General features: G+C 67.6%; 11 protein-coding genes. 5 read left to right on the top strand and 6 right to left on the bottom strand.

The genetic code is table 11. The features are described from left to right. Window positions 1–15: 15 nt before the first annotated feature. Together QRN34_RS07295 and QRN34_RS07290 are read right to left on the bottom strand one after the other, a co-directional pair. Complete coding sequence (locus QRN34_RS07295; protein ID WP_285403489.1) at window positions 16–1,056, bottom strand: SIS domain-containing protein; 1,041 nt, start codon at window positions 1,054–1,056, stop codon at window positions 16–18. Between the two features lie 10 nt (window positions 1,057–1,066). Continuing rightward, window positions 1,067–1,819, bottom strand: coding sequence for a GntR family transcriptional regulator (locus QRN34_RS07290; protein ID WP_285403356.1), 753 nt, complete (start codon window positions 1,817–1,819; stop codon window positions 1,067–1,069). Window positions 1,820–2,053: 234 nt separating this feature from the next. Between QRN34_RS07290 and zwf the strand changes: the two genes are divergently transcribed. From zwf to eda, 4 genes are read left to right on the top strand one after another with little or no spacing between them, the layout of a single operon-like run. Next, entirely contained in the window at window positions 2,054–3,526 is a 1,473-nt protein-coding gene (zwf, locus tag QRN34_RS07285) for a glucose-6-phosphate dehydrogenase (RefSeq protein ID WP_285403355.1), read from the top strand. Next, window positions 3,523–4,224, top strand: coding sequence for a 6-phosphogluconolactonase (pgl, locus tag QRN34_RS07280; RefSeq protein WP_285403354.1), 702 nt, complete (start codon window positions 3,523–3,525; stop codon window positions 4,222–4,224). The genes zwf and pgl overlap by 4 nt, the downstream gene beginning before the upstream one ends. Before the next feature lie 58 nt (window positions 4,225–4,282). Further along, a complete protein-coding gene (gene edd, locus QRN34_RS07275) occupies window positions 4,283–6,094 on the top strand; it encodes a phosphogluconate dehydratase (protein ID WP_285403353.1) in 1,812 nt (603 codons plus the stop codon). A gap of 19 nt (window positions 6,095–6,113) precedes the next feature. Then, the gene (eda, locus tag QRN34_RS07270) at window positions 6,114–6,758 is read left to right on the top strand and encodes a bifunctional 4-hydroxy-2-oxoglutarate aldolase/2-dehydro-3-deoxy-phosphogluconate aldolase (RefSeq protein ID WP_285403352.1); all 645 of its coding nucleotides are present in this window, start codon (window positions 6,114–6,116) and stop codon (window positions 6,756–6,758) included. A gap of 262 nt (window positions 6,759–7,020) precedes the next feature. Here the strand turns inward: eda and QRN34_RS07265 are convergent, their stop codons facing one another. The 4 genes from QRN34_RS07265 to QRN34_RS07250 form a co-directional block, all read right to left on the bottom strand. Continuing rightward, window positions 7,021–7,896: an EamA/RhaT family transporter gene (locus tag QRN34_RS07265; RefSeq protein ID WP_285403351.1), complete on the bottom strand. Its 876-nt coding sequence runs from the start codon at window positions 7,894–7,896 to the stop codon at window positions 7,021–7,023. A gap of 52 nt (window positions 7,897–7,948) precedes the next feature. Then, entirely contained in the window at window positions 7,949–9,439 is a 1,491-nt protein-coding gene (gene proP, locus QRN34_RS07260; protein ID WP_285403350.1) for a glycine betaine/L-proline transporter ProP, read from the bottom strand. Between the two features lie 188 nt (window positions 9,440–9,627). Then, window positions 9,628–10,668, bottom strand: coding sequence for a LacI family DNA-binding transcriptional regulator (locus QRN34_RS07255; protein ID WP_285403349.1), 1,041 nt, complete (start codon window positions 10,666–10,668; stop codon window positions 9,628–9,630). Window positions 10,669–10,735: 67 nt separating this feature from the next. Next, window positions 10,736–12,025, bottom strand: a complete 1,290-nt coding sequence (locus tag QRN34_RS07250) for a sugar MFS transporter (protein ID WP_285403348.1) — start codon at window positions 12,023–12,025, stop codon at window positions 10,736–10,738. Window positions 12,026–12,351: 326 nt separating this feature from the next. Between QRN34_RS07250 and glk the strand changes: the two genes are divergently transcribed. Then, complete coding sequence (glk, locus tag QRN34_RS07245; protein ID WP_285403347.1) at window positions 12,352–13,377, top strand: glucokinase; 1,026 nt, start codon at window positions 12,352–12,354, stop codon at window positions 13,375–13,377. Window positions 13,378–13,449 lie beyond the last annotated feature (72 nt).

Here is a 13,449-nt window from a genome sequence, read left to right as displayed (position 1 = left end):
ACGTGGGGCGAGAGGTCAGACGGTCTCGGTGACCTTGTTGAGGTGCGGCGGCACGTCGGGGTTGAAACCGCGTGCCAGTGCCAGCGCGGCCGTGGCGCGGTAGAAGCTCTGCACGGTGATCAGCGGTGCGGCGATGGGCGCGGTGGCGACCAGGGGCAGCACACCCTCGCCCGTGGCGCCGGGTGCGGCGATCCACACATTGGCGCCGCGCTTGCGGAACTCCGCCGCGATCTCCAGCACCCCGGGCAGCGTATCGTCGTTCTGGGCGAAGAACAGCACGGGGAAATGCGGGCCGACCAGGGCCATCGGGCCGTGCTTCACCTCGGCCGCGCTGAACGCCTCGGCGTGCAGGTTGCAGGTTTCCTTGAACTTCAGCGCGGCTTCCAGCGCCCCGGCAAAGCCGAAACCGCGGCCGACCACGAACAGGTTGTGCGCATCGACCAGGCCCTCGGTAAGCGCGGACCAGTCCGCGTCCCAGCCCTGGCGAAGCTGCGCGGGCAGCGCGGTGAGGGCGTCGCCGATCTCGGCGCGGCCGCTCCAGCGGGCGGCGATGTGCAGGATCGCGAACAGCGCGCCCAGGTAGCTCTTGGTCGCGGCGACGCTGGTTTCCGGGCCCGCGTGCAGCGGCACGACCACGTCGGCCACGTCGGCCAGCGGGGAATCCACCACGTTGACCAGGGCGACCACATAGGCGCCGGCCTTCTTCGCGGCCTCCGCGTTGCGCACCAGGTCGGGGCTCTTGCCCGACTGCGAGACGGCGAGGTACAGCGCGCCGTCGAGGCGCTGTGCCGCGTGGTAGATGGAGGTGACCGATGGTGAGGCCGACGCGGTGACCACGCCCAGCTGGGTTTCGAACACGTACTTGGCGTACATGGCCGCGTGGTCGGAACTGCCACGGGCGCAGGTGATGACCATACGCGGGGGCTGGGCGCGAAGCCGGTCGGCAAGGGCGCCGATCACGCCTTCGTTCAGCGCGAGCTGCCGTTCGACCACCTCGGCCGTCTCGTGCGCTTCGCGGTACATCAGGGTGTCTTGCGGCTGGGTGGTCATATCGATGGTGTGCCCGTCAGTCGCTTTGCAGTTCGGCGACGAAGTCGTAGATGTCCCCGCGATACCAGGAACAGGTGAATTCGACGATGCGGCCGTCGTCGAGGAAACTGCGCCGCTCGATGTTCAGGCCGGCGCTGCCGGCACCGAGCCGGAGCAGCCGGGTCTGGGCCGGGCCCAGCACCACCGCGCGCAGGCGTTGCAGCGCGCGTCGCGGGCGGTTGCCCAGCGTATCGAGCGCTTCGTAGAGGGAATCCTCGACCAGGCTGGGGTCGGGCAGCAGGCTGAGCGGCACGGCGCTGCGCTCGATTGCCAGGGGCTCGTCGCCGGCATAGCGCAGGCGGTGAAGGCGCACCACCTGGGTGCCGGGCGAGAGGTTCATCGCCATGGCTTCCTCGGGGGTGACCTCGCCGATGGCCCGCTCGAAGAACTCCGAGCGCGGGTTGAGCCCGCGGGCGCGGAGATCCTCGGTGAAACTGGTCATCCGCGACAGTGGCTTGACGATGCGCTCGGAGACGAATGTGCCGGCGCCGTGGCGCTGGGTGAGCAGGCCATCTTCGACCAGTCCGCCGATGGCCTTGCGCACCGTGACCCGGGACAGGGTGAGGGCCCGGGCCAGGTCGCGTTCGCTGGGCAGCGCGTGGCCGACCTGCACCTCGCCGTTCTCGATCACCGTGCGGATGGCCCGGCGCAGGCGCATGTACGCCAGCGGCTGCCGGGAGGCCGGATCGTGCTGCAGGCGCTGGTACTCGGCGACGAGGGCGGTTTCCATGCCGGGAAGATACCAATCCACAACCACTGCGGCAAGGCTCATTCGCACATCTCACAAACCCTTTGGATTCAAACGCCTGTTTGCACGATCCAAATGGGGAGAGTAAACGTTTGCGCCACCGGTGCGACCCTCGTCCGAGGCGAAATGTCGCGCCGATTGGTACGGGGCTGGTACGTCCTGGTATGTCACTGGTACGATCCTCCGGCACCCTTCCGTTTTGCAAAGGCCACTGTCGTGAGCGCCCAACTCCTCCCGATCGAACCCTTCGACCTCGTCATCTTCGGCGGCACCGGCGACCTGGCCGTGCGCAAGCTCCTGCCTGCGATGTACCAGCGGTTCGTGGATGGCCAGATCCAGCCCGGCAGCCGCATCCTCGGCGTCGCCCGCGAAGGCCTGGACGATGCCGGCTACCGCGACCTGGTGCGCGGTTCGGTCGAGCAGGGCGTCACCCATGTCGCCCCCGCCCAGCTCGAGGCGTTCATCGCCATGGTGGGCTATCTCTCGCTGGATGCACGCAAGGAAGAAGGCTGGGACGACTTTTCTGCCCTGATGCAGGTGCAGCCCAACCACATCCGCGTGTTCTACCTGTCGACCGCGCCGGACATCTTCACCGACATCTGCCAGCGCCTCGGCGCGCTGGGCTTCAACGGCGCCCGCTCGCGCGTGGTGCTGGAAAAACCCATCGGGCGCGACCTGGAAAGCGCCAACGCCATCAACGATGCCGTGGCCCGCGTCTTCAACGAATCGCAGACCTACCGGATCGACCATTACCTGGGCAAGGAAACGGTGCAGAACCTGCTGGCGCTGCGCTTCGGCAACGCCCTGTTCGAGCCGCTGTGGAACGCCCAGCACATCGACCACGTGCAGATCACCGTCGCCGAGACGGTCGGCGTCGGCCATCGCGCGGGTTACTACGACCGCGCCGGCGCCCTGCGCGACATGGTCCAGAACCACATCCTGCAGCTGGTCTGCATGCTCGCCATGGAGCCGCCGTCGTCGCTGGCGCCGGACGCCGTGCGCGACGAGAAACTCAAGGTGCTGCGGTCGCTGCGCCCTATCGACGCCAGTAACGCCGCCCAGCTGACGGTACGCGGGCAGTACCGCGCCGGTGCGGCCGAAGGCCAGGGCGTGCGGGGCTACCTCGACGAATTGGGTAGCGACCAGTCGCGCACCGAAACCTTCGTCGCCCTCAAGGCGGAGATCGGCAACTGGCGCTGGGCGGGTGTGCCGTTCTACCTGCGCACCGGCAAGCGCCTGCCCAGCCGGGTCTCGGAGATCGTGGTGACGTTCCGTGCGTTGCCGCATTCCATCTTCGATCCCACCAACGGTGCACTGCTGCCCAACCGCCTGACGCTGCGCCTGCAGCCGGACGAAGGCGTCAAGCTGTGGCTCACCATCAAACATCCGGGTCCGGGTGGCCTGCGCCTGCGCCACGTGCCGCTCGACATGAGCTTCGCGGCGGCGTTCGGCGTGCAGCAGCCCGACGCCTACGAACGGCTGATCCTCGATGTCGTGCGTGGAAACCCCACCCTGTTCATGCGCCGCGACGAAGTGGAAGCGGCATGGAACTGGGCGGGTCCCATTCTCGACGCGTGGGAATCCGGCGGTGACACGCCGAAGCCGTATACCGCGGGTACCTGGGGTCCGAGCGCCGCCGTGGCGCTCATCGAACGCGATGGCCGCACCTGGGCCGAGGACGCAGCATGAACGCCACGATCCACAAGCACGATTTCGCCGACAAGCTCACCCTTGCCGACCAACTGGCCCGGGACATCGCCGGCAAGCTGGAAGCCGCCGTCAAGGCGCGCGGCAAGGCCAGCCTCGCCGTGTCCGGCGGCAGCACGCCGAAGCAGATGTTCGCCGTACTCGCCCAGCAGGAGATCGACTGGTCCAAGGTCACCATCACGCTCGTCGACGAGCGCTGGGTGGACGAGGACAACGAACGCTCCAACGCCGCCCTGGTCAAGGATCACCTGATCCGGCACGAGGCCCACGTGGCGGCGTTCCTGCCGTTGTTCGACAAGTCGCACGCCGACGACGTGGACGCCGCGCTGGATGCCGTGGGCGAGCGTGTCGATGCACTCGGCAAGCCGTTCGACGTGGTCGTGCTCGGCATGGGTCCGGACGGCCATACGGCCTCGTTCTTTCCCGGTGGCGACCACCTGGCCGAGGCACTCGACCTGAAGGGCACGCAAAGCGTGCTGTCCATGCGTGCCGAGGGCGCGGGTGAACCACGCATCACCCTCAGCCTGCCGCGCCTGCTCGATACGCGCACGCTCTACCTGCACATCGAAGGCGCCGACAAGAAGGACGTGCTGGCCAAGGCCGAGGCCGGCGCGGACCTGCCGATCGCCGCGGTGCTCACGCAGGATCGTGTCCCGGTGGATATCTACTGGGCCGCCTGATCATCGTTAAATCGCCGCGCGATAACCGCGCGGCACCTCGCCGCTCCGGACACATGTCATGACCATCCATCCCATCGTCGCCGAGGTGACGCAGCGCATCGTCGAGCGCAGCCGTGCAACGCGCACGGCCTACCTGGCCAGGATCGACGCCGCGCGCGGCAAGGGCGCGAAGCGCCACCACCTGTCCTGCGGCAACCTTGCCCACGGCTTCGCCGCCTGCGGCGAGAACGACAAGGACGCGCTGCGCAACGGCCACGCCTCCAACATCGCGATCGTCACCTCGTACAACGACATGCTCTCGGCCCACCAGCCCTACGAGCGCTATCCCGAACTGATCCGCCAGGCCGCACGCACGCTGGGTGCCACGGCGCAGGTGGCCGGTGGCGTGCCGGCCATGTGCGACGGCGTGACCCAGGGCCGCCCCGGCATGGAGCTGTCGCTGTTCTCGCGCGACCTGATCGCCATGGCCACCGCGGTGTCGCTGTCGCATGATATGTACGAGGGTGCCCTGTACCTGGGCATCTGCGACAAGATCGTGCCGGGCATGCTGATCGGCGCGCTGAGTTTCGGTCACCTGGCCAGCGCGTTCGTGCCGTCGGGCCCGATGCCGTCGGGTATTCCCAACGAAGAAAAATCCAAGGTCCGCCAGGCGTTCGCCGCCGGCAAGGCCACGCGCGCCGAACTGCTCGATGCCGAGGCCCGCTCGTATCACGGCTCGGGCACGTGCACCTTCTACGGCACCGCCAACTCCAACCAGATGCTGATGGAGATCATGGGCCTGCACCTGCCGGGAGCCAGCTTCGAGGCACCGGATACCCCGCTGCGCGACGCGCTGACCCGCGCCACGGTGGCGCGCGTGCTGGCGATCGACACGCTGGGCGACGACTATCGCCCCATCGGCCGCATCGTCGACGAGCGCGCCGTGGTCAACGGTGTCATCGGCCTGCACGCCACGGGCGGTTCGACCAATCACCTGCTGCACCTCGTGGCCATCGCGCGCGCGGCCGGCGTGGAACTGCGCTGGGACGACTTCGACGCGTTGTCCGCCGTGGTGCCCCTGCTGGCGCGCGTCTACCCGAACGGCTACGCCGACGTGAACCACTTCCACGATGCCGGCGGCATGGCCTTCCTCATGGACCAGCTGCTGGACGCCGGCCTGCTGCATGGCGACGTCGACACCATCATGGGCCACGGCCTGGACGCCTACCGCCATTTGCCGGTGCTGGAAGGCGACACGCTGACCTGGAAGCCGGTGTCGAAGGAAAGCGGCAATCGCGGCGTGCTGCGCACGATGGCGGAGCCGTTCCGTCACGACGGCGGCCTGCGCATGCTCAAGGGCAACGTCGGCCGCGGCGTCATCAAGGTGTCGTCGGTGCCGGACGATCGCATGGTGATCGAGGCGCCGGCCATCGTCTTCGACGAACAGGACGACGTCAAAGCCGCGTTCGACCGCGGCGAGCTGGATCGCGATTTCATCGCCGTGGTGCGCTTCCAGGGCCCGCGTGCGCGCGGCATGCCCGAGCTGCACAAGCTGACACCGACGCTCAGCTTGCTGCAGGATCGCGGCCACCGCGTGGCGCTGCTGACCGACGGCCGCATGTCCGGCGCGTCGGGTCGTGTACCCGCGGCCATCCATGTCACGCCCGAGGCGGAAGCCGGCGGCCCCATCGCGCGCATCCGCACGGGTGACATGGTGCGCCTGGATGCCGTGGCCGGCAGCATCGAGGTGCTGGTGCCTACGGACGAGTGGGAACGTCGCGTTCCCGAACAGATCGACCTGGCGGTGCACCACACCGGCATGGGTCGCGAACTTTTCGCCATGTTCCGTCAGTCCGCCGTCACGGCCGACCTCGGTGCCGGCGTCTTCTGATTCACCGGAGCAGTACCTGATGAGCAACGAAGCGAAGCAACAGAGTGTCGAATCCGCGTTGCGCCTGGCGCCCGTGGTGCCGGTGGTCATCATCGAGGACGCCTCCAAGGCCGTGGGCATGGCGCGCGCGCTGGTGGCCGGCGGGGTTCCCGCCATCGAAGTCACCCTGCGCACGCCGGCGGCCCTCGACGCCGTGCGGGCGATCGCCGCGGAAGTGGAAGGCGCCTTCGTCGGCGTGGGCACCGTGCTGACCGCGCGCGATCTCGAGAACGCGTTCAAGGCCGGCGCGAAGTTTGCCGTGTCGCCCGGCAGTTCACCCCGCCTGCTCGATGCCGCCGACGACCACGAACTGCCGCTGCTGCCCGGCGCGGCCACGTCCAGTGAAGCCATGGCCTTGCTGGAACGCGGGTATCGCTTCCAGAAGTTCTTTCCCGCCGTGCCGGCCGGCGGCCCGAAGTTGATCGGCGCCTGGGCCAGCCCCCTGCCGCAGATCCGCTTCTGTCCCACCGGCGGTATCAGCCTGGCCAACGCGCCGGACTTCCTCTCGCTGCCCAATGTCGTGTGCGTGGGTGGATCGTGGCTCACGCCAGCCAAGCTTCTCGCGACGTCGGATTGGGCGGCCATTGAAGCCCTGGCGCGCGAGGCGGCGCAGTTGGGCCGCTGAGTCGGCACGACCTATCGGGATTGGGGATCGCCCACATCGTGGGCTCCTACAGGGTTTCGATGCGTTGGTATGTGGCGTGGGATCGCCCACATCGTGGGCTCCTACAGGGGTTTCGATGCGTTGGTATGTGGCTTGGGATCGCCCACATCGTGGGCTCCTACCGGGGGCATCGATGCGGTGGGGTCGGCAACCGTTGCGGTGGTGCCGGCGGTTGTAGGAGCCCGCGATGCGGGCGATCCACGCACATCGTGGCGCGCGGCGCTCAGCCCGTCATCACCGCAATGGCCGCAAGCGCCATCACCAGCCCGCCCCAGTTGATCCACGACAGCTTCTCGCGAAACGCCAGCGCGCCTACCAGCGCGCCCAGCACCATCACGCCGACATTCATCGCCGCAAACACCAGCGACGGATCGTTCGGCAAGGCGATGTGCGCGCGCACATAGAACAGGATGTTGGCGAAGTTAGCCGCGCCCAGCACGATACCGAAACCGATGCTCCGCCACGACAATGCCGCCGCGCCGGCGATAGCGCGGCCGACGACGACCAGCCAGCACAGCACCATGGCGATCAGGAACGAGACCAGCAGCGCACTGGCGAACGGCGCGCCGGCCTTGGCCAGCAGTTTGAAACACAGGTCGATCACGCCGAAGCCGGCAAACACGGCGAGAGGCGCTAGCCATGTAGCGGGTTCCCTGCGAAGGCCTGCGGCGCGCGGGTCGAGGTCGCCGCGATACCGTCGCCAGAGCACGCAGACGACCGCCACCAGCGCGAGCGTGACGCCGAGCAGCTTGCGTCCGGTGGCGACCTCGCCCAGGAGCGCGAATGCGGCGATCAACGGGATGACCAGCGACAGGCGCTGCGCCACGTCGGTGCGCACGATGCCGGCGCTGCGTATCGAGCGCGCCAGCACGAGGAAAATCGCAGGCAGCAGCACGCCGAGCAGGAGCAATGGCGCGTAGGTGTCGCTGGCGGCCATGGCCGCTTGCGGACGGGCATCCAGCAGCAACCAGGCCAGGGCCGCGGCCACCACGTAGTTGGTGGCCACGGCCTGGACCATGTCGACCTGGCCGCGGCGTGCCAGCTTCAGCAGGATGGAAACGGCCACGCTGAACGCGATGGCGAGGACGACATAGAACATGGACAGTGCCACCGAGGGGACGAAGACGCGCAGGATCGCACGTCACGTCATGTCACGCGGCGTGACCTTCGATCGCAGCGCGCTCGGGCACCGGCGGCAAGGCCTCGTCCACCGTCAGTGGCGCGTCGCCGGCCAGCAGTTCCGTCGCCTCGGCATGGTCGGCCACCGCCGGCGGCGAACCGCGCAACGGCATGCCGGCCGTCTCGCGCACGAACAGCATGGTGACCAGTCCGATCACGGACGCACCCATCAGGTAGTAGGCCGGCAACAGCGGGTCGCCCGTACGCTCCACCAGCCACGCGGTGACCAGCGGCGTGGTGCCGCCGAACAGCGAGACCGACACGTTGAACGCGATCGACAGCGCGCTGTAGCGCACCGGCGTGTAGAACAACGCCGGCAGCGTGGCGGGCATGGTGCTGGTGAAACACACCAGGGCCACGCCCAGGCCCATCAGGCCTGCGAAGATCAGCCAGTCGTTGCCGGTGCCCACCAGCCAGAGGCAGGGGATGGCGAGGACGAACATCGCCACGCAGGCGCCGATGATCATCGGCCGGCGCCCGAGTCTGTCGCTGAAGAAACCGCCCACCACGTTCAGCGGCATCATCACCAGCATGACGATGAGGATCAGCAGCAGGCCCTTGGCTTCGCTGTAGCCGAGCGTCACCGTGAGGTAACTGGGCATGTAGGTCAGCAGCATGTAATCGGTGACGTTGAACACCAGCACCAGCCCGATGCATTTCAGCAACTGCGGCCCGTGCACCGAGACCAGCTCCTTCAGCGACACGCGCGAGGCGTCGCCGGCCGCTTCCATGGCATCGGCATGCGCCTTGAACGCCGGGGTTTCCTCCAGCTTCATGCGCATGTACAGGCCCAGCAGGCCGAGCGGACCGGCGACGAGGAACGGTACGCGCCAGCCCCAGTCGAGCATCTGCTGCGCGCTGAGCAGCGTGGTCAGCGCGGTGACCACGCCCGCCCCGGCGATGTATCCGCCCAGCGTGCCGAACTCCAGCCAGCTGCCCATCTGCCCGCGGCGTGCATCGGTGGAATATTCGGCGATGAAGGTGGCTGCACCGCCGTATTCACCACCGGTGGAAAAGCCCTGCAACAGGCGCGCGAGCAACAGCAGGGCCGGCGCCCACAGGCCGATGGTGTCGTAGCCGGGAATCAGGCCGATCGAGAACGTGCCTGCCGCCATCATGATCATGGTCGCGGCCAGCACCTTCTGCCGCCCGAAGCGATCGCCCATCGGGCCGAATACCAGGCCGCCGATGGGGCGCACCAGGAAGGCCACGGTGAACGTGGCGAAGGTTGCGATCACCTGCGCCGTGGGGCTGCTGCCGGGGAAGAACACGTGCCCCAGGGTGACGGCCAGGTAGCCGTAGACGCCGAAATCGAACCACTCCATGGCGTTGCCCAGTGCCGCGGCACCCACGGCGCGTTTCAGCATGGCCTGGTCGACGATGGTCAGGTCGGCGGGCTTGAGGTGTTTACGACGGCGATGGAACCAGCCGAAATGGGCTTCGTGCCCGTGGCGATCTTGCATGGATGTTTAATCCTGTCACGCGAGCGGGCACGGCACGACGCAGCCGGTGCTTGCCGCCCAAGGGAAAGGGATGCGCCGCGTCAGTCGGCGGCGCGCGAACGGTCCATCAAAGGGACGCGTGGTTGCCGGCAGGTTGCATCGAAGCACGACGCGGCGCGGACAACCCCGGAAGTATACGTAAAACGGTGTTAAGCGCCCGTAGGCGGGCGACGCGGCGCCGTGGAGCCGCGCACGACCAGGTCGGGACTGAAGCCCTCGTTGGCCAGCGCGTGCGCGGGGTCGTCGTGCTCGATTTCGGCGATCAGGCGTTGCGCGGCATGGCGTCCGATTTCCTCGGTGTTCTGCCGCGCGGTGGTCAGCGCCGGCCACGACTGCTTGGAGAACGGGCTGTCCTCGAAGCCGGCGATCGACAGCTCCCAGGGCACATCCACCCCACCCGAGCGCGCGGCGGCCAGCACGCCAGCGGCGATCTCGTCGTTGGAACCGAAGATGGCGGTGGGCGGTTCCTTCAGGGCGAGCAGACGGCGCGCACCACGGAAACCGTCGTCGAACGAGTAGTCGCCCTCGACTACCAGCTTCCTGTCCACGGGCAGGCCGTACTCGCGCAGGGCGTCTTCGTAGCCCTGGTAGCGCTCCGGGCTGGATCGATGCTCCTTGCCGCCCCACAGGAAACCGATGCGGTGGTGGCCCAGCTGGATCAGGTGCTCGGTGATGGCGTAGGCGGCGTCGCGGTCGTCCACGAATACACACGGCCAGCCGTCCTTCGGGTCCTGCCGGGCGGAAATGATGCGCACGAAAGCCACCTTCTGCTCGGTCAGCGCCGTCAGCAGCGCCGGCTGCTCCGACATCGGCGGACACAGCACCAGGCCGGCCAGGCGGTTGCGCCTGACCAGGTCGCACAACTGTTCCGCAAGCCGCGGCACGGACGAATCGCACGGATGGATCTGCAAGCCGAAGCCGCGCTCGCGGCACACGGACAGCACGCCGTTCTGCATGGCGATCACGTAGTGCGCGTTGGGATTGTCGTAAACCAGGCCCAGGGCATAGGTGCGCTGGCTGCGCAGGCTGCGCGCGGCCTGGTCGGGCTGGTAATCCAGCGCATCGATGGCGCGCTGCACCTTCTCGCGGGTGCGCGCATGAACGGATGCCTCGTGGTTGATGACACGGGAGACGGTCTTCAGCGACACGCCGGCCCGCTCGGCCACGTCCTTGATGGTGGGACTACGCAATCGACGAACCTCGTAAGCAAGACGGCCATCCTACTGGATGGCCGTCGTCGAGCGAAGATGCCGCGGCTTACGTGCGGGCGTGCTGTCCCACCCGGTGGCCGGCCGCGCCGTAGTACAGGATGTAGAGGTAGCACGGCACCATCAGGCAGAGGAACACGGCCTGGAAGTCGTGGGTCTGCTTCAGGTGCGCGAACAGCTGCGGGATGACCGCGCCGCCGGCGATGCCCATGATGAGGAACGCCGAGCCGAACTCGGTCAGGCGACCCAGGCCCTTGATCGCCAGCGGGAAGATCGCCGGCCACATCATGGCGTTGGCGAAACCCAGTGCGGCGACGAAAGCGACCGACGTGTACCCCGTGGTGACATAGGTGCCGATGGAGAACAGCACGCCCAGGATCGCGGAGATCGCCAGGTAGCGCTGCTGCGAGACGAACTTCGGGATCAGCAGCAAGCCGGCGATGTAGCCCAGCAGCATGGCGAACAGCGTATACGAGGTGAAGTGCTTGGTGGCCTCGGGCGTCATGCCGAAGCCCTGACCGTAGGTGCCGATGGCGTCGCCGGCCATCACTTCCACGCCGACGTAGACGAACAGGCACAGCACGCCCAGCCACAGGTGCGGGAAGCTGAAGACGCTGCCCTTGTCGTGGCCGATGGCGCGCTCCGAGTTGTCGTGCGAGGCGCGGATCTCCGGCAGCGAGGAACGCACCACCCAGATCGCCAGCACCACCAGCAGGGCGGCCATCACCATGTACGGCATATGCACCTTGGCGGCGAAGGCGGCCAGCAGGGCATCCTTCTCGCCCGGTGTGGCGGCCGCGGCGATCTGCTTGTCGAAGGTGCCGATGTTGCTCATCACCACCGCGCCGAAGACGAACGGCGCCAGCGCGCCGGCGATCTTGTTGCAGATGCCCATGAACGCGATGCGCTGCGCCGCGCTGTCGATCGGGCCGAGGATGGAGATGTACGGATTGGACGCCGTCTGCAGCAGCGAAAGGCCCGCGCCGATGACGAACAGGCCGACCAGCGCGCCGGGGTAGATGCGCATGGTGACGAACTGGCCGAACAGCACCGCGCCGATGGCCATGACGAACAGGCCCAGGCCCATGCCTTTCTTCATGCCGGTGCGCTTGAGGATGAACGACGAGGGCAGGGCCAGGAAGAAGTAGGACAGGTAGAACGCCATCGGCACGAGGAAGGCGTTGACGTCGTCCAGGTTGAAGGCGAGCTTGACGAAGGTGATCAGCGGGCCGTTGAGCCAGGTCACGAAGCCGAAGATGAAGAACAGGACGCCGATGATGATCATCGGGACCAGGCTGGAATGGCGCGTCTCTTCGACGGCGACCGGTGTGGACGACATGGCTTACCCCTCGTTGTTGAACCCCGAATTGTCCCTTTATTGACTCGGCTGCGTAACGTTGTCAATCGGCAGTGAGGTTCTTGCGAAACCACGGGCAGCGCGTTGTGACTTTCGATGTGGCGGCGCGTCACGCGCCTTGCGGCAAGCGAGCCGGCGTCACGACAGCGTGTGCAAAGGCATGCATCGCATACAGCCGCCCTGCGGCGCGGATCGTTCCTGTTGCAGCGCGTTATGGATTCCGCGTTGTCCTAGCCATTTGTCCTGTTGACAACGTTGTCATTTCACTCACAGACTCATGGCGAATCAGGGGCACCAAGGGGCACGGCGTGGGCGAATCGGCCAACCAGCGGGACATCGTGCGTGCGTCGCGTACCGGGGCGTTCATCGCCGCCGACGTGGGCGGAACGCATGCCCGCATCGGCCTGGTCCACCGGCCGCCGGGCGCGGCGACCATCGACGTACTGCATTACGAGCGTTATGCCTGTGCCGACTGGCCCAGCCTGACCGCGGTGCTGCAGGATTTCATCGGCCGTCTGGACGCCCGCGACGTCATCGAGCACTGCGCGGTCGCCAGCGCCGGCTACGTACTGGGCGATGCCATCGTCAACGAGAACCTGCCCTGGCCGGTGTCCATCGGCGATATCCGCGACACGCTGGGCCTGCACGGGCTGGCCGTGGTCAACGACTTCGAAGCGGTGGCCTACGCCTGCCAGTTCCTGCGCAGCCACGAGACCACGCCGATCATCCATACCGCCGCCGAGCCCACCGTGGGCCCGATCCTGGTCATGGGGCCGGGCACGGGCCTGGGCTCCGCAGTACTCCTGCCGGGATCGCCGCACGCGACCGTGCTGGCGACGGAAGCCGGACAGATCTCATTCGCGCCGGGTAACCCGCGCGAGGTGGCCATCCTCGGTGAGCTCGCCCGGGGCCGTGACTACGTGTCGTACGAAACCGCGCTGTCCGGCCCGGGCCTGGTCAATCTGTACCGCGCGACGTCGGCGCTGCGCGGATCGGTCGCGACGTTGACGACGCCGGCGGCCGTCACCGCTGCCGCGCTCGATGGCAGCGATGCCGCCGCGGTCGAGGCACTGGACGTGTTCTGCGGCGTGCTGGGCAGTTTCGCCGGCGATCTGGCCATGCTTTACGGCGCGCGCGGCGGTGTGTTCCTGGCCGGGGGCATCCTTCCCCGCATCCGCGACCACCTGATCGCCAGCCGTTTCGCCAACAGGTTTTTCAACAAGGGCGTCATGCGTCCCTTTCTCCAGCAGGTGCCGGTACGGCTGATGGACCACGGGCAGTTGGGCGTGATCGGTGCCGCCGGTCTCTACCTGCATGGTTCGAGCGTCCAGTGAAGGGTGGGAAAGGCAAGCAGGCTCGGCAAACCACGGGGTCGCAAGACCCTTCGATAGCAACGAAGCACGGCG

Source organism: Luteibacter sp. ME-Dv--P-043b (assembly GCF_030209605.1).
GTDB lineage: Bacteria > Pseudomonadota > Gammaproteobacteria > Xanthomonadales > Rhodanobacteraceae > Luteibacter.
The sequence above is the reverse complement of the archived record's forward strand: the minus strand, read 5'-3'. Positions and strand labels throughout refer to the sequence as shown.

What these genes read in the sequence shown, in the direction of transcription:
- QRN34_RS07290 (WP_285403356.1), bottom strand. Translation starts at nt 1,819, where the DNA reads ATGGAAACCGCCCTCGTCGCCGAGTACCAGCGCCTGCAGCACGATCCG.
- pgl (WP_285403354.1), top strand. Translation starts at nt 3,523, where the DNA reads ATGAACGCCACGATCCACAAGCACGATTTCGCCGACAAGCTCACCCTT.
- edd (WP_285403353.1), top strand. Translation starts at nt 4,283, where the DNA reads ATGACCATCCATCCCATCGTCGCCGAGGTGACGCAGCGCATCGTCGAG.
- eda (WP_285403352.1), top strand. Translation starts at nt 6,114, where the DNA reads ATGAGCAACGAAGCGAAGCAACAGAGTGTCGAATCCGCGTTGCGCCTG.
- QRN34_RS07265 (WP_285403351.1), bottom strand. Translation starts at nt 7,896, where the DNA reads ATGTTCTATGTCGTCCTCGCCATCGCGTTCAGCGTGGCCGTTTCCATC.
- proP (WP_285403350.1), bottom strand. Translation starts at nt 9,439, where the DNA reads ATGCAAGATCGCCACGGGCACGAAGCCCATTTCGGCTGGTTCCATCGC.
- QRN34_RS07250 (WP_285403348.1), bottom strand. Translation starts at nt 12,025, where the DNA reads ATGTCGTCCACACCGGTCGCCGTCGAAGAGACGCGCCATTCCAGCCTG.